The following is a 21593-nucleotide window of genomic DNA, read 5'->3' on the forward strand; positions in this document are numbered from 1 at the left end:
TGAGCGCTGACGCGCGAGCCATTTGTCTCGCCTCTGGCGCAAGCGCCAACCGGCTCGGGTGCCTCCGGCGGGGATACTTGGCCAAAGATGAAAGGCTTGCGGCTCATGCGGCAGCCCCGAAATAGGCGGCGTGGATCGCCTCGCGGGTGACATCCTTGGCCGGGGCGGTCAGGGTCACGCGGCCTTCCATCACGCAGTAGACCCGGTCGGCGACCGAGAGCGCACGGCTGATGTCCTGTTCCACGACGATGACGGCGGCTCCGGTCGCGCGGATTGCCGGCAGGGCGGCATAGATGTCGCGGATCACGACAGGGGCGAGGCCGAGGCTGATCTCGTCGCAGAGGAGAAGTTCAGGGTTCGACATCAGCGCGCGGCCGATGGCGACCATCTGCTGCTGCCCGCCGGACAGCGCGGTGCCGGGGGAATGGCGGCGTTCCTTCAGGATCGGGAAGAGGGTGTAGATTTCTTCCAGTGACCAGCGGCCCGAGCCTTTGCGGACCTGCCCGCCGATCAGAAGGTTTTCCTCGACGCTGAGCGAGGGGAAAAGCTTCCGCCCCTCGGGCACCATCGCGATGCCGCGCTGGAGGATCTGGTCGGGGGGCATTGCGCCGATGGGGTCGTCGTTGTGCCGGATCATCTCGGGCGCGTTCTTGAGGACCCCGGTGATCGAGCGCATCAGGGTGGTCTTGCCCGCTCCGTTCGCGCCGATGATTGCGACGCATTCGCCGGGATCGACGTGAAGGTCGACGCCGAACAAGGCCTTGAATTGCCCATATTGCGCGGTGAGGCCGTGGGTGGACAGAAGCGCCATTCAGACCTCCATCCCCAGGTAGATCTCGCGGACCTCCTTTGAGGCCATTATCTGGTCGGGTTCGCCGATGCCGATGACCTTGCCGAAGTCCAGGACGAGGAGGCGTTCGACGACCGAGGTCAGGGCGTGGAGAACGTGTTCGATCCAGATGATCGTCACGCCTTGCGCGTGGAGGCCCTTGATCGTGGCGACCAAGGCTTGGCATTCGCCTTCGGTCAAGCCGCCGGCGATTTCGTCGAGGAGGAGGAGTTCCGGCCCCGTCGCCATTGCGCGCGCCAGTTCCAGCCGCTTGCGGTCGAGGAGCGACAGGCTTCCGGCCAGCTGGTTGGCTTTGCCGAGAAGCTCGGTGTCGCGCAGGATCGCGATGCAGGCGTCCTGCACCTCGGCCTCGCGCTTGGCCTGGCCGTAGGCAGCAGCCGTGAGGAGGTTTTCGAAAACTGTCAGACCCTCGAACGGCTGGGGAATCTGGAAGCTGCGGCCAACGCCCATCCGGACGCGCTCCATCGCCGAGGTGCGGGTCACGTCGCGACCGAGAAGGGTGATGGACCCGGCATCGGGCAGGAAGTTGCCGGTGATCAGGTTGAAGAGCGTCGATTTTCCCGCCCCGTTTGGCCCGATGATGCCAAGCGCCAGACCCTTCGGCACAGAGAATGAAACGTCGTCGGTCACCTTGAGGGCGCCGAAGCTTTTCGAGACGTTTGTAAGGGTCAGGACGTCGGTCATGCGTGAACGGGCCAGGGTTGCGGCCCCCGGTGAAGGGGGCCGCGAAGGGTCAGGCCAGCGCCTCCATTGTGCCGCCGGTGGGAATTGCCGGGGCGGTCTGGTTGTCTACGATGACTAGGTCGAAGGTCCCATCCTCTTTCCGCCGCCACTGGCCACCGACGAGAGGGGTCTTGCAGACGTTAGTCGCCGCGAAGGGCGGCAGGCCGGCGCCGTTCCAGGCGATCTTGCCAACCATTGTGTCCATGTCCGTCGCCGCAATGGCCGCGGCAACGGCATCGGCATCGGTCACGTCCGAGACGCGGCCCATAACGTTTGACGCCACCTCGAAAAGCGAATGGACAAAGCCGATCGGCTGGGTCCACGGACGTCCCGTCTTCGCCGTGAAGTCGGCGGCTAGGTCTGCCGCCGACTGGCCGGTAAGCGACGAGGTGAAGGGATGCGTGTTCGACCACCAGACCTCGGAAGACAGGTTGTGCCCGGCTTCACCCAAAGCCTCAACCGACTGCGGGAAGAGGATCGCCTTCGCCACCGTGATGACCTTGGGGTTGAAGCCTTGCTGCAGCGACTGGTTGCGGAAGGTTGTGAAGTCCGGCGGGATCACGACACCAGTGACGATCTCGGCATTGGCAGCCTTGAAAGCGTTGATCTGGGCCGAGAAATCGTCGTTCAGGTTCTGGAAGCGGCCGGGATCGACAAGGGTATATCCCTGTGCCGCAAAGCCGGGGCCGACGCCCACGTTCGGATCACCCCAGGCGTTGCCGTCAGCATCGTTGGGAAAGAGACCTCCGACCTGCTTGTTCGTCTCGATCTGGTTCCACATGTTCAGGAAGACGGCGATGACGTCCTCCAGCCCCCAGAAATAGTGGAAGGCGTAGTTGAAGGGCTTCCAGCTTGCTGGGTCGCCGGGGTTGCCTTGCTGGCCGATGAACCAGGGCTGCCAGGGCGCCTTGGTCGAGATGACGGGCATCCCTTCCGCTTCGCAGGTGGTGGCGACGGGGTTCGTCGTCTCGGGCGTGGACGCCACGACCATGAGGTTGATCTCGTCATCGACGACCAATTCCTTGGCTACTGCGGCGGCGCGGTTCGGGTCGGACTGGCTGTCCTTGACGATGACCTCGAAGTTCTGGCCGACCTCGGTCGCAAGGAAGGCCTCGATGTTGTAGGCGTCGCTTTCCGCGAAACCAGCGAGCGGGCCGGACTGAGGGCTGACATAGCCGATGCGGATCTTGGCCCCTTGCGCGATGGCCGGGGCAAAGAGGCCGGGCGTGGCGAGCGCGAGGCCGGTGGCGGCGCCCGATTTCAGAAGCTTGCGTCTGGTGATCATGATCGTTCCTCCCTTTTGTTTTCGTCAGGCGGGGCAATGCCCGTCGTAGGCCTGTTGCAGCAGTTGTCGGATTCCGTCGCGCGTGATGCGGCGTGGGTTTGCGTAGGGGTTCTTCGTTGCGATCTCGGCCGCACGGTCGAGGTCGGGTTCTGTGAGGCCAAGGTCGGCGAGGCGAAGCGGCGCACCGACGGACTTGGCGAAGTGCCAGAGGCCCGACCCCGCCGTACCGTCGAAGGTGTCGGCGATGGGCTTCAAGAGGTCCCCGACGGCGGGTGCGTTGTAGGCGGTGGTGTGGGGCAGAAGGACTGCATGCGTCTCGGCATGTGGCAGGCCGAAGCTGCCGCCGAGGACATGGGCAAGCTTGTGATGCAGCGCCATCGAGACATAGCCAAGCGCGGTCGAGCAGCACCAGGCGGCATACAGCGCGCCGGAACGGGCGTCGCGGTCCTGCGGGTTCTTGGTCAGCGTGGGAAGGGCGTCGCGGAAGGCGGGGAGCGCGTCGCGGACCATCGCCTCGACAACCGGGTTGCGGTCGGGGGCGTAAAGCGCCTCCATCGCATGGGCGATGGCGTTCAGGGCCGAGGTCACGGTCAGGCCCACGGGCAGGGTCAGCGTCAGGTCGACGTCATAGACCACAACTTCGGGCCGGATCGCTGGGTCACGGCGGGTAGTCTTTTCGCCGCCCGAGGTCTCGCCCAGGATGTCGGTCATCTCGGACCCGGCATAGGTCGTCGGGATCACCACCTGATCGGCCCGGGTTCGGACCGCGATGGCCTTGCCGAGGCCTGTGGTGGAACCGCCGCCCAGCGAGACCACGCAATCCGCTCCCGCCGCGCGGAAAACGCCCACGGCCTCCTCCGTCACCTCGACCGGCGTATGCATCGCGGCCCCGGCGAAGACGCCTGCGGCCTTGTCGCCAAGCGTTGCGGCCAGCGCCTCGGCCTCGGCCTTCTGGTGCGGGGTGGACAGAACCAGCGCGCGGGAATGGCCGAGGCGCGCGACTTCGTCGGGGACCTGGGTAAGGGTGCCGTGGCCGAAAACGACGCGGGTGGTGAGGCCGGGGAAAACGAAGGGACGGGTCATCTGGGAGCCTCCATCCGGGGCGTGCGCCCGGCTGCCAGGTCGAAAAGCACGCTGTCGAGGAGGGCGATCTCGGTATCCGAGACCTCATGCGGGCGTCCGGGAAAGACATCGCAGCGCAGGCGGGCCTCGCCCTGACCCAGGGAGGCGGCGGCCTCGGCGAAGGCCGCGACTGGGATCCAGGGGTCTGCGCTTCCAGCGGACAGGTAGACCGGCAGGGCCGGGGGCAGGGCGGCAGCACGGTCGTCGGTCGCCAAGCCGACGCGGCAGCCGGTGAACGCGACCACCGCATCCGGTGGAACGGCTCCGGTAAAGGCATGCTCCAGCGACAGGCAGGCACCCTGGCTGAACCCGGCCAGGGTCAGCGGCAGGCCGGGCGCCTTTCCGCGCAGCTCTGCGAGTGCGGAAGCAAGACCATCCAGCGAGGCCGCCAGTTCTGCCCGCGTCTTGTCCGTCAAAGGGTCGACGGCCCGGGCGTTGTACCAGGTCTTCCCCTCGGCCCGGGGCAGCGCGAAGGCTACGTCTTGCGCGGAAAGGCGGTGAATGACCGCCGCCTCCATCTCCTCAGGTGACTGACCGCGGCCATGGACGAAGATGCACAGCACCTTCGCCCTGGCCGGTTCAGCGCCCCGGAACAGGATGTCCGCCACGCCCGGCATCAGAAGTTCGCCGGTTCCAGGCCCGCTTCCATTTCCGCTTGCCGGTCAGCGAACCACGGCGGGAAGACGAGCGACTTGCCGATGGCATCGGCGGGTTCGTCCTTGGCCCAGCCTTCGGGAACGGTCCATGCGAGTTCAAACAGCGCCCCGCCCGGCGACCGCATGTACATCGACTTGAAGTACATCCGGTCCTTCTGTTCGGAGACGTCTGTGTAGCCCATCCCCTCCAGCCGGGCCTTCAGGGCGATCTGGTTTTCCTCGTTGCCGGTGTTGAAGGCCAGGTGGTGGACCGTCCCCCCCGCCAGGGTCCAGGTGCCCTGCGGGCTGTCGCGGTCGGTGATGATCTCGATGACCGAGCGCAACCCGTCATTCTGCGGCACGACCCACATGCTGCCGTTGTCGTCCGTCCCCTCGCGGTGGAACTGCATGCCGATGTCGAGGAATTCCTCCATCGCGGCGGCGTCCATCACCGCCACGGCGCCCCCGTAAATGCCGCGGATGCCATGCGCCTCGGAGACGCCCTGGGCCGGGTTGGCGATGGGCTTGCGGGTGTCGCCGGGGTTCTCTACCAGCTCATGCGGGATGCCGCAGGGGTGGGCGAAGAAGACGCGGGTCAGGCCGAAGCGGTCGCCCTTGGTGGCCGAGATACCATGCTTGTTCAGCCGGTCCACCCAGTAGTCCGCCGACCCGACCGGGATCGCCTGCATGATCGTGCGGGTCTGGTTCGTCCCGCGCCGCCCGTAGACCCCAGGCTTCTTGAACGGGAAGGTCGTTATGATCGTCGAGGCATCGCCGTTCTTCGAGCCGTAGTAGAGGTGATAGACCGGCAGCACGCCATCGAACAGCACTGTGCGCTTGACAGAGTAAAGCCCCAGCGCCTTGGTGTAGAAGTCATAGTCTTCCTGCACGCCGTGCGTGCTCATCGTCAGGTGGTGATAGCCGGAGACGAGGGCCATTTGCGTCATCCTTCCTTCAGGTTGCGGGTGATGGGTCGCGCTCCAGGACCAGGGCGACCGAAAGAGAGACCCCGGTTTTCTCAGGGCGGAAGTCGCCGATCAGTCCGGGCTTGACTGCGGACAGCGCGTCCCTGCCGATGGCCGGATCGCTGCCGTCGAAGATCGAGGTCACCAGCCGCCGGTAGCCCACAGCTGTCACGGCGAAGTGCATATGCGCCGGCCGGTCGAGCGACAGGCCAATCCGCCGCGCAAGATGCCCAACAGGGCCATCGTCGGGTAGCCTGTAGCCTGCTGGCCTGATGCTGCGGAAATGGAAGCGGCCCTGATCATCCGCAATGAAGCGACCACGCAGGTTATGTTCGGGCTGGTTGTCAGGGTCCTGGTTTTCGTAGCGACCTTCTGCATTGGCATGCCAGACCTCGACTTGTGCCTTCGCCAGCGGCATGCCGTCGGCGCCCTTCACCGTGCCACTCACGGTCAGTGGCACACCCTTTCCGGTCCGGCAAAGATTTGCGCCAAGCGGCAGGTTCGGGGCGTCAGGGCGGTAGAACGGGCCAGGCAGCGTCGTTGGTGTCGCACCGCCTTTGCCTGATGCCGCGCGCGACATCACTGCATCGGTCAGGCCGAAGACGTCTGCCAGCAATACCCATTCCTGACGCCGGGCATCAGTGGCGTAGCCGACGTCAGTGAGGAACTGGATCAGGGCATCAAGCTCTTCCGGGGTTGCCTGGAGCGTCGCCACCACTTCATGGGCATGATCGAGGATCAGCCGAACGGCCTGTCCGAGGCGTCCATGATGCGACGCGGCAAGACGCTGCCGCACGTCTGCGGTGATGTCCTGTCCTTTGCCGATATCGCGTCCGTCCATAACGGTCTGCCTCCCCCTGGAGGAAAGCTAGGAGGAACAGGCAGGCAGGCTGATGACTTTCTTTAAGACCAGTATATCATTTCGTTATGAAGCTTTCCGAGTCTCACCTGATCCAGCTTGCCGCCGCCGTCGACGCCGGCAGCGTCAGCAAGGGCGCTGCGGCGTTGGGCCTGTCGCAGCCTGCCCTGTCGCGGTCGCTCGCGCTGCTGGAAGCGCGGGTTGGCAAACCCCTCTTTATCCGCGACCGCAGGCCCCTGCAGGCCACAGCGCTTGGCATGCAGCTTGCCGCCCACGGGCGGCGGATCCTGCAAGAAAGCCGCCGAGCGACGGAGGCCGTGCAAAGCCTTCTGCGTGGAACGCGTGGGCTGGTACGCGTGGGTGGTGTTCCGTTCTTTATGGATGCGATGGTCAGCCGGATTATTGCGGGTTTCCAGAACCAGCACCCGGATGTCGACTTTCAGCAAAGCTACGGCAATCTGTCTGAGGTCGCTTCCGGGCTCCGATCGGATCAGCTTGACCTCGGAATCGTGCCGCTTGGGGCCTCGGGTGAACCCGAAGGACTGGCGTTTACCGCGATCCTTGCGGCGCGCAACGTTGTCTGCTGTCGGGTTGGCCATCCGCTTCAGAACAGCAAGCGGCTTACGACCGGAGACCTTGGCCGATTCCCGTGGGTTGCACCATTGCCCGGCTCGCCGCTTCTTGCCGACCTCTTCGCAATCCGATCATCGCTTGGGTCGGTCGATCTCGATATTCGCTATTCAGGGGGATCGCTTCTTTCGGTGATCAACTATATGGCCGAGACCGATGCGCTGGCCGTACTGCCGTTTTCTGTATGGTTCGCCGAGAGAAGGCAGAACCGCATCGCAGTCCTTCCGGTCGACATTCCCCAACCGCAACGGCACCTTGGTATCCTGCGACTGATGGGGCCGGCATCCAACCCTGCCGCCGCAGCCTTTGCGGACTTCGTGGTGCATTCCTTCGAGACGATGCAGCAACTGATCCTGCGGCACGAGAATGCAGTGGTGTGGCGGCGTTAAGTCAGTGTTCCACTTTGTGCTTGCGGTATCCACCGGCCCTGGCAGCCTTCGATTACCGCACCGGGCTACGATACGAGATGCGTCGCACCGAGCCGGTCTTCGATCGCATCAGGATAGTCTCGAGGGTAACCCATCCCGGTTCGCGCTTGATCCCGGCGAGAAGAGAGCCGGAGGTCACCCCGGTTGCCGAGAAGATGACATCTGCACGGACAAGATCGTCCCGCGTATAGACGCGGTCGAAATTCGTGATGCCTGCTTTCCGCGCACGAGCTTTCTCGTCTTCGTTTCGGAAGAGCAGCTTGCCGTAAAACTGCCCTCCCATGCATTTCAGGGCTGCGGCCGCCAGAACGCCTTCCGGTGCTCCGCCCGACCCCATGTACATGTCGATGCCGGTTATCTCTGGCTCGGCACAATGCATGACCCCAGCCACATCGCCATCGGTGATCAGCCGGATCGCGGCTCCTGTGGAGCGAACTTCGGCAATCAGGTCTTCGTGCCGCGGGCGGTCGAGGATACAGACGGTGATGTCCTGCGTTGAGCAGCCTTTGGCGGACGCAAGGGCCGACACACGCTCTGAAGGCGACATGGCCAGTGTTACTGTGCCGGTCTTGTGGCCGGGCCCGATGGCAAGCTTGTCCATGTAGACGTCAGGGGCATGGAGTAACGTGCCGCGCGGGGCCATGGCTATGACCGTCAGCGCGTTCGGCATGTCCTTCGCGGTCAGGGTTGTGCCTTCAAGGGGATCGAGCGCGATGTCGACTTCCGGCCCGAGACCGGTGCCGACCTCTTCACCGATGTACAGCATGGGTGCTTCGTCGCGCTCGCCCTCGCCAATGACGACGACTCCCTTGATGTCAAGCAGGTTCAGCTGGTCCCGCATCGCGTTGACGGCAGCCTGGTCGGCAGCCTTTTCATCGCCGCGGCCGATCAGGCGTGCCGAGGCGAGGGCGGCAGCTTCGGACACGCGTGCAAGACCAAGGCTGAGGAGCCGGTCCTTGAAGATCAGCTTGTCGGACATTTTGCCTCCGGAGTTTCTCCCCGTGTAGCCGGGGCAACCGGAGGCGGCAAGGATGGTGACGCTAACAGATAGAAGCAATATGCCGAAGGCAGCTGTGTGTTCTTTTCAGGATGACCTGAAATGAGATTGCTGGGATGGTACAACCAGAACCTCGATCCGGGTGGGGTCGGGATTGACGAGACCGCTTATGTGCGGCTGTGCCAGAGCTTCCAGTCCAACCTGCCTGCGGCCCTGCCGCGCGGGTAGGGTCAGACCTCTTCGATACGGATTGCGACCGGTCGGCCTACAAGGACTCCGGTCGCTGCGAACTGGCCGGTGGCGTGGATGATATCGGCCGGAGCAGCTTTGTGGGTCACAATGAGGACGACGGCATCCTCGGCCCGGTCGCCGGGGCGATGGAGCTGGCGCATCTGGTCGATCGATATCCCGGCGTCGCCAAGGCAGGTGGCGATCTTGGCGAGTGCTCCTGGTTTGTCCAGAAGTGTCATGCGCAGGTAGTACGGCGCCGGAGTGGCTGAACTGGCAGGCGTCGGCTGGGTCATTGCCGTTGCGGGAATGCCGAAGGTAGGCAGTCGCTGGCCGCGGGCAATGTCGATCACATCGGCCATGACGGCGCTGGCAGTCGGGCCCTGGCCGGCGCCGGGGCCACGCAGGACGATCTGGCCGACGCTGTCACCTTCCAGCACCACCATGTTGGTCCCGCCCTGGAGTTGACCCAGGGGGCTATCCGCCGGGACAAGACAGGGGGTCATCCGCTGTTCAAGACCCCTGCCGGTCATCTGGGCGACACCCAGGAGCTTGATCCGATACCCCATATCCTCGGCAAGGCGGATATCGTCGACCGAGACGTTGCCTATGCCCTCAAGCTCGACGGCACCGAAACTGACCTGAGTACCGAAGGCTATGGCAGAAAGGAGTGAAAGCTTATGGCCGGCGTCGATCCCGCCGACGTCAAGGTTCGGGTCGGCCTCGAGATAACCAAGCTGCCGCGCTTCTTCAAAGACGGCATCATAAGGAAGTCCGGCGCTTTGCATCCGTGTGAGGATGTAATTGCAGGTGCCGTTCATCACGCCCATGACGCGCTTGATCCGGTTGCCCGCCAGGCCTTCGGTCAGGGCCTTGATCACAGGGATTCCGCCAGCAACGGCTGCCTCGAACCGGATTACCGCGTTCTTCGCTTCGGCGGCGATAGCTAGCGCCTGACCGTGATGGGCAAGCAGCGCCTTATTGGCTGTAACCACATCCTTGCCGGAAGCGATTGCCGCTTCGGTTGCGGCGAGAGCTGGGCCGTCGTGGCCGCCCATGACCTCGACGAATACATCGACATCCTCACGCCGGGCAAGGGCGACAGGGTCGGCTTCCCATGGATAGGCGGAGAGGTCTGCGTCGCGGTTGCGGGAACGGTCGCGTGCCGAGACCGCCGTGATCAGGACCGGTCGGCCCGCCCGTGCGGCAATCATGCCGGCTTGGGACTGGATGATCTTGACCACTCCGATCCCGACGGTTCCAAGACCGGCAATGCCAAGACGCAAGGGGGCGGACATGAATGGAACCTCGGAGTTTGCAGCAGGCCCCCGTCTGTTAGCCGGAAGTGCAGCAGCGTGCAACGCGATCAGGGTGGTACGACTTGATGAAGGATTGGGGACATTCGTCCGACGTGCCTGCGCTGATGTCGGGCCTACTGCGTCGGGTCAGGCAAGAGCCCGTCAAGTGGCAACAGGGGGGGCGGTGGCCCGGTCGGACCTTCCGGCGACGCGACCTCGGGAAACTCGCCGCAGCCACTCAGAAGCATACAGGCCAGGACGACGACAGAGCGCCTGAACCCGTTTGCTTCCGTAAACATGCAGAGCGCCTCCGAAGGGTTCTAGGGTCGTTGTGGCGCTGTCACGTGGGGCAGGTATGTGCCTGCCCTTCAGCCAGAACCCGGCGAACCAGGCGAGGCCGGGTCACGATGAACTGGTAGAAGGTCTGGTCAGTGACCCCCGGGGCGGCGTTCAGCACGCCAGTATCGAAATCGGGCTCATAATCTACCCAGGTCTCGACGATCACGACCGATTCAAGTGCGTTCATGTTCGGAATGCGCGGCGCAAGGCTCTTGAGCTGGGCCTGGGTGTAAGGCTGGACGCTGGGATCGCTGGATCGCGAGAAGAGCAGACAGAAATCATCGTTGGCGTCAAAGACGGGATTCGGGGGCGTGTTCGGCCCTTCAACCATCTGCAGACTGGTGATGCGCAGGCGCGACCCTGCTGCACCCGGCGTCAGAAAGGCAAGGACATCGGGAAGACCGTCGATGAATGCTGCAGGAACGGGAACCTCTTGCCGCGACAACAGGTCGGCAATCGAGTAGGCGGCCTTCTGTGAGACATTCATCACCCTGAACACGTCCCAGTAAACGACCAGGGCAATAAAGCCCCAGATCAGGATCGGCATGAGGATCAGGGCTTCGGCCAGAAGCACACCGCTTTCGTCCCTCAGGAAAGCACGGAAACTCCTACGGATACGGATCATCTGCACCTTATCCGGGCTCGTTGACGAAGATGGAGGTCGTGACCAGGGCATAGCTTCCATCGTTCTCGCCACCGGCCACTAGCCCCGCACCGACGACGGAAGTCGGGAAGAGAGGATCTTCCTTCAGGCAGATCCGCATCAGCATGATCTCGTTATCGTCCCCGAGCTTGAACTCATCTTCCCCGGGGCCGGGATCGGTAAGCGGGTTGATCGGTTCTGTTCGATCGACACAAAAGCGCGGTGGTGCAAGCATTTCAAAGTCCGCAGTGCTGACCGCCTGCAGCCAGATCTGCATCGAGTCCTTGCATGTCTGCCGTGAGTTCAGAATGCTTGCTCCGCAGATCTGATCTTTCAGGGCGTCGTGCTGTGCATACTGCGACTGGCCCTTGAGGTAGTCGAGATTGCCTAGACGTATGTCGCGCACCACGATGTCGACACTGCGTTCCAGCATGACATGCCGGATCATGTAGTAGCTGCTTTCAACAGACGCCAGAAAGATCAGCATGATGATCGGAACGACGAACACGAACTCGATCGTCGCCGTACCGCCTTCGTCGCTCAGGAATGTGCGAAAACTGATCATTGAGTCAGTCTCAGGTCCTGGATCTGGGTAGCAATCTGCTGGAACACCGCGGCGATGTCGTCGCCGTTGGTCGGCTGGAAGTAATAGTCATCCTTCGGTTCAGACGAGCAGTTGCGGATTTGCGTCTGTCCGTTGGTGGGCGCGGCGAAAGCGATACCGTAGATCTCGATACCGGCATTCCGGGCGGCGGTGCAGTTGGTTTGCAGCAACGCGTTCATGTTCGACACGCTGGACAGGTATGTTGTCTGGAACTGCCCCATGGCTCCGCTGTAAGTCGCACCCGTGACGCCAGACCGCTGGTACAGCTGTTGGGCAACCCAGGATACGCGCACGTACCGCCAGACTTCGCTCCAGTCGAGGCGCACGGCGGTGTCGTGACCCGTAATCGCTCCGCTGCTGCTATAGATCGGAAGACGCAGTGTCTCCTGGCCAAGCGAGTTCACCTCGGGTGCAATCCATGACCGCGGGTCGCAGGCATTGGCTGTGGCGGTCCCAGTTCCGACTTCGTTCACGTCAGTGGCGCGCCTTTGCGGTACCGAGTTGCGCTTCAAGTCGGGCACAAAGAACTGGCGATTGGCGAAGTTGCTAAGCTCCCAGCCGGAACAGGCGTTGGTCAAGTTTCCACCAGGCCGGGTGCCACCGGTCAACGCGCCGCCGCCGGACGTGTACCGGATTGCGAAGCGGTTGTTTGCTGTCCGCCAGATCGGGGATGGGCCAGTCTTGAAGGCATCCACGATATGGTTGTTCGTCACATGTTCGCCGTCGGTCATCAGGATGATGATCTTCCGGGTGTAGATCGAGTCATTGTCCGCCGGACGTCCGGCCATCCCGGGCTCGGAGGCACGAAGGACGTCGTAGATCGGACGCGCGGCCTGATCAAGAAGGGCCGTGCCCCAGCGCATACCGACGGCAATGTAGGTGTTTCCGTTTGCGGTCAGGCGATTGATCTTGGTCTTTACGGCATTCGCATCCTTGGTCGGCAAGAGAACCTGGTTGACCTCGGCGTCATTCCAGGCCGTGCTGCCCGTCTCGGCATTGGCCGTGCAGGCGCGGGAATGGACCTGAGGCGCCTGGGGCGCGACCCAAGTACCGTTGGTGGTCGTCGAGGACAGAGAGTCCGCCACCGCCGCCATTCTGATCGGAGTGGTCAGCGACACACCTGTGGTATTGAAGCCCGTCGTTGGGAATTCGAAACAGTTGATGCCCGGCACGCCGGCATTGGCGACACCGTCCCAGGACGACAGGTTCAGGACCGAGAACTGCGAGCGCAGGTTTGCGGGGATATTGACCTGAGCGGCATAAGGAACGACGCCGATCGACACGCCGTCCTTCTTGTCGTTGGCTTTCACGATGTCCACGAACTGGATGGCAGCATCCTGCATCGCCTGGATCTTCGTCTTGCCGCCACCGGCGCTTCCACTCATCGAGCCGGTGATGTCGAGGACGAGCATGACCTCAATCTGGGACACGCCCTGTTCGGCTCGGGTCGCAGAAACCCCGGACAGCGTGTTAAGGGGCGAGAAGATGCCCATGAAGAAGTTGGTGGAGGTGACCTTCGCCGACGCAGAGACACGACGCAGACCGGCATCGGTCACAGCGGTGACAGTAGGTGCCTCGAAGTCGACCATGAAAAGGCCCTCTTCCAGGTTGGCCTTGGCGAAGTAGTCGTTGACGACCTCCTGCGGGGTGCGCGTCTGCGTCAGGCTGGCCGCTGCAAGGGCAGCGCGGTCAAGCGTCTGCTGCATGGCGACCCGCCGGGTCTCGAACCGCATCACATCGATAGCGATCCCACCGAAAAGGATCATCGCCAGGAAGGTGAAGATGAAGATCAGCGACATCGCGCCGCCTTCATCATCCCGAAAACGCACCATCGAGGCGCGCGTGCGTCCGACGACCATGGCAAGAGATGGTTTATGCATCGATGCGACCTTCCGAAATGGCAGCAGCCCCGCAGCGGGCAGGCAACTCATCGCCCCATTAAGACATAAGTTCTGGCAGAAGTATGGCATTTGCAGCGGAACGACCGGAAATCTGAATGATTTGGAAACAATTCCAGCCATTCGGCAGTCGACTTCGCACGCTGCGAGACGAAGGAAAACGCCCCGCCAATCCAGAGCCCAGGTGCTGACCGGACTGATTCGCAAATCATATCTGACCAGACATTCGACGATCTGATGCGTGGCACCTGCCGGAACGCACCTTTTCCGGGGTTCTGCGTGGCAGATTTGCACGTTAGGCTTGCGCGGGGCACGGGAGGGTGCCCTGCCTGCAGGGGAGGAATGGAATGGGTGTTTCCGGCGAGCCGAGCTTCCGTGAATCGGTTGATCTCATGTTCAATCGGGCCGCAAAGCTGATGGATCTGAGTCCAGGCCTCGAGCAGAAAATCCGCGTCTGCAATTCGACCTACACGGTCCGCTTCGGCGTGCGACTGCGCGGCAAGATCGAAACGTTCACAGGATATCGATCCGTCCATTCCGAGCACATGGAACCAGTGAAAGGCGGTATCCGATACGCGCTATCCGTAAGCCAGGATGAGGTCGAGGCGCTGGCTGCGCTGATGACCTACAAATGCGCCCTCGTCGAAACGCCCTTTGGGGGATCGAAGGGAGGATTGTGCATCGATCCGCGTCAATGGGACGAACACGAACTTGAACAGATCACCCGCCGCTTTGCTTATGAGCTGATCAAGCGCGATCTGATCCACCCGGCGCAAAACGTCCCTGCGCCCGACATGGGAACCGGCGAGCGCGAGATGGCCTGGATCGCGGACCAGTATGCCCGGATGAACACTACCGACATAAACGCCAAAGCCTGCGTGACCGGGAAACCTCCGCACGCGGGGGGAATCCAGGGCCGGGTCGAAGCGACGGGTCGCGGCGTGCAGTTCGCGCTGCGTGAGGTCTTCCGGCATAAGGAGGACGTCGCAAAGGCGCGGCTCTCAGGCGGGCTGGAAGGCAAGCGGGTCATCGTGCAAGGCCTTGGAAACGTGGGCTATCATGCCGCCAAGTTCCTCAGCGAAGAGGATGGCTGCAAGATCGTGGCGATTATCGAACGCGACGGCGCATTGACCGACGAGGCGGGCCTGAACGTCGAGGATGTGCGGCAATGGATGAACCGGCACGACGGTCTTTTGGCCGGGTATCCAGGGGCGACACATGTGGCAGACGGCAGCGCGGTTCTGGAAGCCGACTGCGACATCCTGATCCCGGCAGCGATGGAGGGAGTGATCAACCTTGGAAATGCCGCGCGGATCAGGGCGCCGCTGATCGTCGAGGCGGCGAACGGGCCCGTGACCTTCGGCGCCGACGAAATCCTGCGGCAGAAGGGGGTCGTGATTGTGCCGGACATGTATGCCAACGCCGGAGGGGTCACGGTCAGCTACTTCGAATGGGTCAAGAACCTGTCCCACATCCGCTTCGGCCGAATGCAGCGCCGCGCCGAAGAGGCGCGCTCGCGCCTTCTAGTCGAGGAATTGGAGCGACTGTCAGCTGACCAGGGCCTTGGCTGGACGATGGCGCCGGACTTCAAGGAAAAGTTCCTGACCGGGTCGGATGAATTGGCGCTGGTGCGCTCGGGCCTCGATGACACGATGCGCACGGCCTACCAGGCCATGCGCGAGGTCTGGCACGGACAGGAGGGCGTAGAAGACCTGCGCGTGGCGGCTTACATCGTGTCGATCAGGCGGGTTGCGGCGACGTATCGGTCGAAGGGGCTTTGACGGGGCAAACCCTCGCGGGACAAAATCGACGCGGGCGCGAAAATCGGCGACGGAATGCTGCACAGGTGACGTAAACGTAACGGTGGCACTCTTGTGGCCGCCGGCATTCTCCTCACCCTTCTCGCAACAGGACACCCATGCGTTTTTCACCACGACTGCTTCTCGCTGCTTTTCTGACCCTGTCGAACCCCGTGCAAGCTCAAGAGGGGCCGCCGCCGGAGGGACGCAACGGACCCGGTCCGGGATACGTCCTGCATGCCGACCTGGCCTATGCCGATCGCTCGGCCGATCGCAACGTGATGGACATCTACGTGCCGGAGGGGGTCGAAAACCCGCCCATCGTCGTGCGGATCCACGGTGGCGGGTTCATGGTCGGCGACAAGTCGAACCCGGACGGTCTCGACATGTTCATCCGCGCTGGGATCGCCGTGGCGTCCATCAACTACCGGCTGTCGGATCAGGCCACCTGGCCGGGGCAGTATGATGACCTGAGGGACGCCTTCGCCTTCGTGCGCGCCAACGGCGATGCGCTGGGCTATGACGGGACGCGCGTGGCGTCGTTCGGGGCCTCGGCTGGGGGGCATCTTTCGGCGGTGGCGGGCATCTCGCTTGCGGCCGATCCGGCCACGGCGCTGAAGGCATCGGTCGTCTGGTTCCCGCCTATCCTGTTTTCCGATATGGATGCCGACATGGCAAAGGTCGGACTGACGGCGGTGACCGGGTCGACGGACGATGCCGGGTCGGCTGAATCAAGACTGATCGGTGCGGCGGTGGGCGAGAACCGCGCGCTGGCCGAGGCGGCGAGCCCCCTGACCCTGCTGGCCGCCCTCCCGGCCGAGGCGGAGTTGCCGCCCTTCCTGATCATGCACGGGGCCGAGGATACCAACATCTCGCGCATCCAGTCGGGGCGGCTCTTCATGGCGCTCTTGTCGCGACCGGGCACCGAGGAGCTGGACTATCGCCTTCTGCCCGGGTCAGGCCACGGATCGGGTGCGTTCCGACGTCTGGACGCGATAGCGGAGGTGGTCGACTTCCTGCGTGTCAAGCTTGCCGAATAGTTCGGCGGGCTTGCGACAGTTTTTGTCGCATCTGACACAGGATTCGTGCGCTGCCCATTGAACATGGCGCGCGGACCCGGTTGAATGACCGGTGTCAGGAAAGGTCTCGACATGCGCTATTCCGGCCTGAAGGTCATCACCGAGGGGCTCTTTGGTAACAAGGGCTGGAAGCCCGCCTGGCGCGAACCGTCGCCGAAGGCCGAATATGATGTGATCATCATCGGCGGCGGCGGTCACGGGCTTTCCACAGCCTACTACCTGGCAAAGAACCACGGAATTACCAATGTCGCGGTGCTTGAGAAAGGCTACCTCGGCTCGGGCAACATCGGGCGGAACACGACGATCGTGCGCGCCAACTACTTCCTGCCCGGAAACTCCGAGTTCTACTCGCATTCCCTGAAACTGTGGGAGGGGCTGGAGGCCGAACTCAACTACAACGTCATGCATTCGCAGCGCGGGCTCATAAACCTCTTCCATTCGGACGGCCAGCGTGACGCCTTCGTCCGGCGCGGCAATGCGATGATCAACCAGGGGGATGACGCGATCCTCCTGGACCGCGACGGCGTGCGCGAGCATCTGCCCTATCTCGATTTCGAACAGACGCGTTTCCCGATCTATGGCGGGCTACTCCATCCCCGTGGCGGATCGGCGCGCCATGATGCCGTGGCCTGGGGCTATGCGCGGGGCGCCGACCAGCGCGGGGTAGACCTTATCCAGAACTGCGAAGTCACCGGCATCGACATTGAGAACGGGGTCGTGAAGGGCGTTCAGACCACGCGGGGCGCGATCCGGGCGAAGAAGGTGGGGATCATTGTCGCGGGCCGGTCGTCCCAGGTGGCCGCGATGGCGGGGATGCGGTTGCCGATCGAGAGCCACATCCTGCAGGCCTTTGTCACCGAGGGGCTGAAACCTGTGATCAACCACGTGGTCAGCTTCGGCATGGGGCACTTCTATATCAGCCAGTCGGACAAGGGCGGGCTGGTGTTCGGCGGCGACCTCGATTTCTACGCGAGCTACGCCGCGCGGGGGAACCTGCCGATGGTCGAGCATGTGATGGAGGCGGGGATGACCCTAATGCCGATGATCGGGCGCGCCAAGGTCCTACGGTCGTGGGGCGGGATCATGGACATGTCGCCGGACGGGTCGCCCATCATCGACAAGACGCATGTCGACGGACTTTTCATCGACTGCGGCTGGAACTACGGGGGCTTCAAGGCGGTGCCGGCCAGTGGCTGGTGCATGGCGCATCTGATGGCGACGGGCGAAAGCCACGAGGTCGCGCGTCGCTTCCGGCTTGACCGCTTTGCCACCGGGCATCTTCTGGATGAAGAAGGCACCGGGTCGCAGCATAACCTGCACTGATGTCCGGGATGGAAATGCTATTCCCCTTCGTCCCGACCCCTCCCGCGAGTGAAGAGAAAAAAGAACGTGGCAGATGGGGGGCGCTTCCCCCTCTCCCCTGGGGAGAGAGGGTCGGGGTGAGGGGAAGAATGAGGAAAACGACATGCGCCTGAGATGCCCCCTTTGCGGTGAACGGGACCGGCGGGAGTTCTACTACTATGGTGCCGAGGACTACCTGCGCCGACCGAACGCGGACGCGCCTGTGGCCGACTGGGATAACTACCTGCACTTGCGGGACAATCCGGCGGGGGTGACGAAGGATCTCTGGTATCATGAGGCGGGCTGTGCGCAGTGGCTCTTGGTTACGCGTAACACGGTGACACATGAGATTTCCGGCGTTGAGCTGGTGGCGGAGAGGACGAAATGAGGGTTGACGGCAAGGGGCTGATCGACCGGACAAAGCCGGTCCGCTTCCGCTTCGACGGGAAGGATTACGCGGGGTATAAGGGGGATACGCTCGCCTCGGCCCTCTTGGCCAATGATGTCCGGCTGGTGGGGCGGTCGTTCAAATATCACCGGCCGCGCGGTGTGCTGACGGCGGGGTCCGAGGAGCCGAATGCTCTCGTCGAGGTTGTGGGGCCGACGAACCAGACGCCGAACGTGCGGGCCACGATGCAGGAAGTGTTCGAGGGGCTGGTCGCGCAGTCGCAGAACCGGCTGGGATCGCTGCGCTTCGACCTGCTGGCGGTGAACGACTACCTGTCGCCGTTCCTGAGTGCAGGGTTCTACTACAAGACCTTCATGTGGCCGCGCGCCTTCTGGGAAGGTTTGTATGAGCCCCTGATCCGCCGGGCGGCGGGGCTGGGAAGCCTGTCGGGAAAGCATGACCTTGGCACCTACGAGAAGGCCTTCGCCTTCTGCGATGTGCTGGTGATCGGCTCGGGGCCAGCGGGCCTGATGGCCGCGCTGACGGCGGGCCGGGCGGGCGCGGATGTGATCCTCTGTGAGGAGAGCCATGCGCTGGGCGGTCGGCTTCTGTCGGAGGACGGGACGATCGGCGGCCTGTCGGCTGGCGAATGGGTGGCTCAGGCGGTAGCGGAGTTGCAGGCACTGCCGAACGTGCGGATCATGGCTCGGACCACGGTGAACGGGGCCTATGACCACGGCACCTATGGCGCGCTGGAGCGGGTGGGGCTGCACAAAACCGCGCGACCGAACCTGCCGAGGGAATGTTTCTGGCGGATCGTCGCAAGCCATGCAGTTCTGGCAAGCGGTGCTCTTGAGCGTCCGGTGGCTTTCCCCGACAATGACCGGCCGGGGATCATGATGGCAAGCGCCGTCCGGACATACCTCAACCGATACGGCGTGGTTCCGGGACAACGCGTTACCCTCTTTGCCAACACGGATCAGGCGCGTGCAACGGCGCGCAACCTCATGGCAGCGGGCGTCACGGTGGCTGCAATCATCGACCCGCGCCCCGACGCCTTCAGCGTTGAAGATTGCCCGGTGCATGTCGGTTCCGAGGTGATTGGATCGCGCGGGCGCCTCGGGCTGTCAGCGATCAAGGTGCGCAAGGGGTCCGAAACATTCGAAATAGAGACAGACTGCCTTGCGATGTCGGGTGGCTGGAACCCGACGCTGCACCTGACCTGCCACATGAACGGGCGGCCCCGGTGGAGTGAGGAACTTGCTGCCTTCGTTCCGATGGAAGGGGCCGTGCCAGGACTGGTGGCCGTTGGGGCAGCCAATGGCACGATGAGTACCCACGGTGCACTGGCCAGCGGACATGCGGCTGCAGTCAAGGCGGTTGAAGCGCTGGGCCGCCGCGCGCCCGACCTGCCCCTGCCCGAGGCAGAGGATCGGCCATATGTGCTCAAGGCGCTCTGGACGGTTGAAGGCGAGGGTCGGGCCTGGCTCGACTTTGCCAATGACGTGACGACCAAGGACGTGAAGCTTGCCGCTCAGGAAGGCTATCGTTCGGTTGAGCACATGAAGCGCTACACGACGCAGGGCATGGCCCCAGATCAGGGCAAGAACTCGAACGTCGCGGCGCTGGCGGTTCTTGCAGACGCGACAGGGCGCGGGATCCCCGAGACGGGCACCACGACCTTCCGCCCGCCCTACACGCCGGTGTCGATTGCGGCCATGGGCGCAGGCGGCCGGGCCGAAGGCTTTGCGCCGCAACGGTTCCTGACCAGCGATCAGGCCAGCCGCGACCGGGGCGCGCCCATGATCGAGGCAGGGCTGTGGTACCGCCCGAGCTACTTCCCCAAACCGGGTGAGACGACCTGGCGCGAGGCCTGCGACCGCGAGGTCAATATGGTCCGCCAGGCGGTGGGTGTGGCTGATGTCTCGACGCTGGGCAAGATCGACATCCAGGGCGAGGACGCCGGGCGGTTCCTCGACTTCGTCTACACAAACACCTTCTCCACCCTTCCGGTGGGCCGGGTCCGCTATGGCCTGATGCTGCGCGAGGATGGGCTGGTGCTGGATGATGGCACCTCGGCGCGACTGGGCGAAAATCACTACCTGATGACCACCACGACCGCCGCGGCGGGGCTGGTGATGCGGCACCTGGATTTCGTGCATCAGGCCTTCTGCGCCGACTGGCAGGTCCGCTTCATCAGCGTGACGGAAAGCTGGGCCCAGTTCGCCGTCGCCGGGCCGAAAGCGCGGGCGCTGGTGAACTCTTTCCTCGAGACTTCTTTTGACCTGCCCTTCATGGGTGTTACCCCGGTGCGGATTGGCGGGGTCGACGGGCGGCTCTTCCGGATCAGCTTTTCGGGCGAGGAGGGCTACGAACTGGCGGTCCCGACGCGCTATGGCGAGACTCTCTTCCGAGATCTGGTCGCAAGGGCCGAAACGATGGGTGGCGGGCCCTATGGGATGGAAGCGCTGAACGTCCTTCGGATCGAGAAGGGTTTCATCACTCATGCCGAGATTCATGGCCGGGTTACGGCGCACGACATCGGGATGGAGAAGATGGTGAGCGCGAAGAAGGACTGCATCGGTAAGGCCGCTGCCACGCGGCCCGGGATGTGGGGGCCCGAACGTGAACAACTCGTGGGCCTGAAGGCTGCCGAACCGATCAGCGCCGGCGCGCATCTTTTCGTGCCGGGGACCGAGGTTCATCGCGAATCCGACCAAGGCTATGTCACCTCGATCTGCTGGTCGCCCACCGTGGGCGCATGGCTTGGGCTCGGTTTCCTCAAGGACGGCCGCGCGCGGACGGGCGAGAGGATTCGGCTTGTCGACCACCTCCGCGGGCTGGATGTGATCTGCGAGGTTTGCCACCCGGTCTTCCACGATCCGGAAGGGGAGAAGCTCCGTGCCTGACCTCATCGCGAAATCTGCCCTCGACGGGCGACGGCTTCAACTCGGCACTGTGACACTCGCCGAGACCGATGTGGGCCCGACCACCAGCATTGCCGTCTTCCCTGGCGGGGCCAAATCGGTCGCCAAGGGGCTGAAGACCATTGGCCTTTCCATGCCCTCCCCCTCGACCTTCATCGAGAAGAACGGCGCGCGGATCGTCTGGACCGGCCGCGACCAGGCGTTTCTGCTGGGTGTCGCACCGCCGCCGATCGAGGGGGCCGCGCTCACCGACCAGACCGACGGCTGGACGACCCTCTCCGTGTCCGGTGCAGGAGTCACCGATGTTCTGGCCCGACTCGTGCCCGTCGACCTTCGGCTGTCGGCCTGTCCGGTCGGCACCGCGCTTCGCACCCAGGTCAACCACATGAACGCGGTGATCCTCCGGACCGGCGACCACGCCTTCGACATCATGGTCTTCCGGTCGATGTCCCGCACCGCCTGGCACGAGCTGGAAGCCACCATGTCTATGGTGCTGGCGCGCGCCAGTACAAAAATCTAGGCGGAATGGCGCGAAGAGAAGAATTTGTCACTGGC

Annotated in this window: 21 protein-coding genes; 9 read left to right on the plus strand and 12 right to left on the minus strand. The window is 63.6% G+C overall.

The window, feature by feature from the left end:
• Positions 1–103 precede the first annotated feature (103 nt).
• Genes AC2D9V_RS10700 through AC2D9V_RS10730 form a run of 7 tightly spaced genes read right to left on the minus strand, consistent with a single transcriptional unit; the run spans position 104 to position 6421 of the window.
• Positions 104–811, minus strand: coding sequence for an ABC transporter ATP-binding protein (locus tag AC2D9V_RS10700; protein ID WP_484714058.1), 708 nt, complete (start codon positions 809–811; stop codon positions 104–106).
• Positions 812–1534, minus strand: coding sequence for an ABC transporter ATP-binding protein (locus AC2D9V_RS10705; protein ID WP_484714059.1), 723 nt, complete (start codon positions 1532–1534; stop codon positions 812–814). It lies immediately after the preceding gene.
• Positions 1535–1583: 49 nt separating this feature from the next.
• Positions 1584–2858, minus strand: coding sequence for an ABC transporter substrate-binding protein (locus AC2D9V_RS10710; RefSeq protein ID WP_484714060.1), 1275 nt, complete (start codon positions 2856–2858; stop codon positions 1584–1586).
• Positions 2859–2882: 24 nt separating this feature from the next.
• Entirely contained in the window at positions 2883–3941 is a 1059-nt protein-coding gene (locus tag AC2D9V_RS10715) for a maleylacetate reductase (protein ID WP_484714061.1), read from the minus strand.
• On the minus strand, positions 3938–4597 hold the full coding sequence (locus tag AC2D9V_RS10720) for an alpha/beta hydrolase (RefSeq protein ID WP_484714062.1): 660 nt from the start codon (positions 4595–4597) through the stop codon (positions 3938–3940). Before AC2D9V_RS10720 ends, AC2D9V_RS10715 begins: the two co-directional genes overlap by 4 nt.
• Positions 4597–5553, minus strand: coding sequence for a VOC family protein (locus AC2D9V_RS10725; protein WP_484714063.1), 957 nt, complete (start codon positions 5551–5553; stop codon positions 4597–4599). Before AC2D9V_RS10725 ends, AC2D9V_RS10720 begins: the two co-directional genes overlap by 1 nt.
• A 16-nt stretch (positions 5554–5569) precedes the next feature.
• Positions 5570–6421: a dioxygenase family protein gene (locus AC2D9V_RS10730; protein ID WP_484714064.1), complete on the minus strand. Its 852-nt coding sequence runs from the start codon at positions 6419–6421 to the stop codon at positions 5570–5572.
• Positions 6422–6507: 86 nt separating this feature from the next.
• Here AC2D9V_RS10730 and AC2D9V_RS10735 point away from each other — a divergent pair, with 86 nt between their 5' ends.
• The gene (locus AC2D9V_RS10735) at positions 6508–7458 is read left to right on the plus strand and encodes a LysR family transcriptional regulator (protein ID WP_484714065.1); all 951 of its coding nucleotides are present in this window, start codon (positions 6508–6510) and stop codon (positions 7456–7458) included.
• Between the two features lie 52 nt (positions 7459–7510).
• Here the strand turns inward: AC2D9V_RS10735 and glpX are convergent, their stop codons facing one another.
• Positions 7511–8476 (minus strand): class II fructose-bisphosphatase, encoded by a 966-nt coding sequence (gene glpX / locus AC2D9V_RS10740; RefSeq protein WP_484714066.1) that lies wholly within the window; start codon positions 8474–8476, stop codon positions 7511–7513.
• A gap of 120 nt (positions 8477–8596) precedes the next feature.
• On the opposite strand from glpX, the gene AC2D9V_RS10745 reads away from it, so the two are divergent.
• Positions 8597–8722, plus strand: a complete 126-nt coding sequence (locus tag AC2D9V_RS10745; RefSeq protein WP_484714067.1) for a hypothetical protein — start codon at positions 8597–8599, stop codon at positions 8720–8722.
• Between the two features lie 2 nt (positions 8723–8724).
• Here the strand turns inward: AC2D9V_RS10745 and AC2D9V_RS10750 are convergent, their stop codons facing one another.
• The 4 genes from AC2D9V_RS10750 to AC2D9V_RS10765 form a co-directional block, all read right to left on the minus strand.
• Complete coding sequence (locus AC2D9V_RS10750; RefSeq protein WP_484714068.1) at positions 8725–10020, minus strand: homoserine dehydrogenase; 1296 nt, start codon at positions 10018–10020, stop codon at positions 8725–8727.
• A 340-nt stretch (positions 10021–10360) separates the two neighbouring features.
• Complete coding sequence (locus AC2D9V_RS10755) at positions 10361–10906, minus strand: hypothetical protein (RefSeq protein WP_484714069.1); 546 nt, start codon at positions 10904–10906, stop codon at positions 10361–10363.
• An 85-nt stretch (positions 10907–10991) separates the two neighbouring features.
• Positions 10992–11567, minus strand: a complete 576-nt coding sequence (locus AC2D9V_RS10760; protein WP_484714070.1) for a TadE/TadG family type IV pilus assembly protein — start codon at positions 11565–11567, stop codon at positions 10992–10994.
• Positions 11564–13405: a Tad domain-containing protein gene (locus AC2D9V_RS10765; RefSeq protein WP_484714071.1), complete on the minus strand. Its 1842-nt coding sequence runs from the start codon at positions 13403–13405 to the stop codon at positions 11564–11566. The genes AC2D9V_RS10760 and AC2D9V_RS10765 overlap by 4 nt, the downstream gene beginning before the upstream one ends.
• Here AC2D9V_RS10765 and AC2D9V_RS10770 point away from each other — a divergent pair.
• The 7 genes from AC2D9V_RS10770 to AC2D9V_RS10800 all read left to right on the plus strand — a co-directional run bounded on the left by AC2D9V_RS10770 (position 13389) and on the right by AC2D9V_RS10800 (position 21558).
• Positions 13389–13742: a hypothetical protein gene (locus AC2D9V_RS10770; protein WP_484714072.1), complete on the plus strand. Its 354-nt coding sequence runs from the start codon at positions 13389–13391 to the stop codon at positions 13740–13742. The two genes, AC2D9V_RS10765 and AC2D9V_RS10770, sit on opposite strands and share 17 nt — an antisense overlap.
• 109 nt (positions 13743–13851) lie before the next feature.
• Positions 13852–15285 (plus strand): Glu/Leu/Phe/Val family dehydrogenase, encoded by a 1434-nt coding sequence (locus AC2D9V_RS10775; protein ID WP_484714073.1) that lies wholly within the window; start codon positions 13852–13854, stop codon positions 15283–15285.
• 137 nt (positions 15286–15422) lie between these two features.
• Positions 15423–16343 carry an alpha/beta hydrolase fold domain-containing protein gene (locus tag AC2D9V_RS10780; RefSeq protein ID WP_484714074.1) on the plus strand — a complete coding sequence of 307 codons (921 nt, stop codon included), beginning with the start codon at positions 15423–15425 and terminating at the stop codon, positions 16341–16343.
• Positions 16344–16454: 111 nt separating this feature from the next.
• The gene (locus AC2D9V_RS10785) at positions 16455–17705 is read left to right on the plus strand and encodes a sarcosine oxidase subunit beta family protein (RefSeq protein WP_484714481.1); all 1251 of its coding nucleotides are present in this window, start codon (positions 16455–16457) and stop codon (positions 17703–17705) included.
• Between the two features lie 142 nt (positions 17706–17847).
• Positions 17848–18111, plus strand: coding sequence for a sarcosine oxidase subunit delta (locus AC2D9V_RS10790; RefSeq protein WP_484714075.1), 264 nt, complete (start codon positions 17848–17850; stop codon positions 18109–18111).
• Complete coding sequence (locus tag AC2D9V_RS10795; protein ID WP_484714076.1) at positions 18108–21020, plus strand: sarcosine oxidase subunit alpha family protein; 2913 nt, start codon at positions 18108–18110, stop codon at positions 21018–21020. Before AC2D9V_RS10790 ends, AC2D9V_RS10795 begins: the two co-directional genes overlap by 4 nt.
• A complete protein-coding gene (locus AC2D9V_RS10800) occupies positions 21013–21558 on the plus strand; it encodes a sarcosine oxidase subunit gamma (protein WP_484714077.1) in 546 nt (181 codons plus the stop codon). Before AC2D9V_RS10795 ends, AC2D9V_RS10800 begins: the two co-directional genes overlap by 8 nt.
• The last annotated feature ends 35 nt before the right edge of the window (positions 21559–21593 follow it).

It is taken from the genome of Tabrizicola sp. T46 (genome assembly GCF_057219895.1).

Coding starts and splice junctions, on each gene's coding strand:
- AC2D9V_RS10700 (WP_484714058.1), bottom strand. CDS start 811: ATGGCGCTTCTGTCCACCCACGGCCTCACCGCGCAATATGGGCAATTC.
- AC2D9V_RS10705 (WP_484714059.1), bottom strand. CDS start 1,534: ATGACCGACGTCCTGACCCTTACAAACGTCTCGAAAAGCTTCGGCGCC.
- AC2D9V_RS10710 (WP_484714060.1), bottom strand. CDS start 2,858: ATGATCACCAGACGCAAGCTTCTGAAATCGGGCGCCGCCACCGGCCTC.
- AC2D9V_RS10715 (WP_484714061.1), bottom strand. CDS start 3,941: ATGACCCGTCCCTTCGTTTTCCCCGGCCTCACCACCCGCGTCGTTTTC.
- AC2D9V_RS10720 (WP_484714062.1), bottom strand. CDS start 4,597: ATGCCGGGCGTGGCGGACATCCTGTTCCGGGGCGCTGAACCGGCCAGG.
- AC2D9V_RS10725 (WP_484714063.1), bottom strand. CDS start 5,553: ATGGCCCTCGTCTCCGGCTATCACCACCTGACGATGAGCACGCACGGC.
- AC2D9V_RS10730 (WP_484714064.1), bottom strand. CDS start 6,421: ATGGACGGACGCGATATCGGCAAAGGACAGGACATCACCGCAGACGTG.
- AC2D9V_RS10735 (WP_484714065.1), top strand. CDS start 6,508: ATGAAGCTTTCCGAGTCTCACCTGATCCAGCTTGCCGCCGCCGTCGAC.
- glpX (WP_484714066.1), bottom strand. CDS start 8,476: ATGTCCGACAAGCTGATCTTCAAGGACCGGCTCCTCAGCCTTGGTCTT.
- AC2D9V_RS10745 (WP_484714067.1), top strand. CDS start 8,597: ATGAGATTGCTGGGATGGTACAACCAGAACCTCGATCCGGGTGGGGTC.
- AC2D9V_RS10750 (WP_484714068.1), bottom strand. CDS start 10,020: ATGTCCGCCCCCTTGCGTCTTGGCATTGCCGGTCTTGGAACCGTCGGG.
- AC2D9V_RS10755 (WP_484714069.1), bottom strand. CDS start 10,906: ATGCCGATCCTGATCTGGGGCTTTATTGCCCTGGTCGTTTACTGGGAC.
- AC2D9V_RS10760 (WP_484714070.1), bottom strand. CDS start 11,567: ATGATCAGTTTTCGCACATTCCTGAGCGACGAAGGCGGTACGGCGACG.
- AC2D9V_RS10770 (WP_484714072.1), top strand. CDS start 13,389: ATGAAGATCAGCGACATCGCGCCGCCTTCATCATCCCGAAAACGCACC.
- AC2D9V_RS10765 (WP_484714071.1), bottom strand. CDS start 13,405: ATGTCGCTGATCTTCATCTTCACCTTCCTGGCGATGATCCTTTTCGGT.
- AC2D9V_RS10775 (WP_484714073.1), top strand. CDS start 13,852: ATGGGTGTTTCCGGCGAGCCGAGCTTCCGTGAATCGGTTGATCTCATG.
- AC2D9V_RS10780 (WP_484714074.1), top strand. CDS start 15,423: ATGCGTTTTTCACCACGACTGCTTCTCGCTGCTTTTCTGACCCTGTCG.
- AC2D9V_RS10785 (WP_484714481.1), top strand. CDS start 16,455: ATGCGCTATTCCGGCCTGAAGGTCATCACCGAGGGGCTCTTTGGTAAC.
- AC2D9V_RS10790 (WP_484714075.1), top strand. CDS start 17,848: ATGCGCCTGAGATGCCCCCTTTGCGGTGAACGGGACCGGCGGGAGTTC.
- AC2D9V_RS10795 (WP_484714076.1), top strand. CDS start 18,108: ATGAGGGTTGACGGCAAGGGGCTGATCGACCGGACAAAGCCGGTCCGC.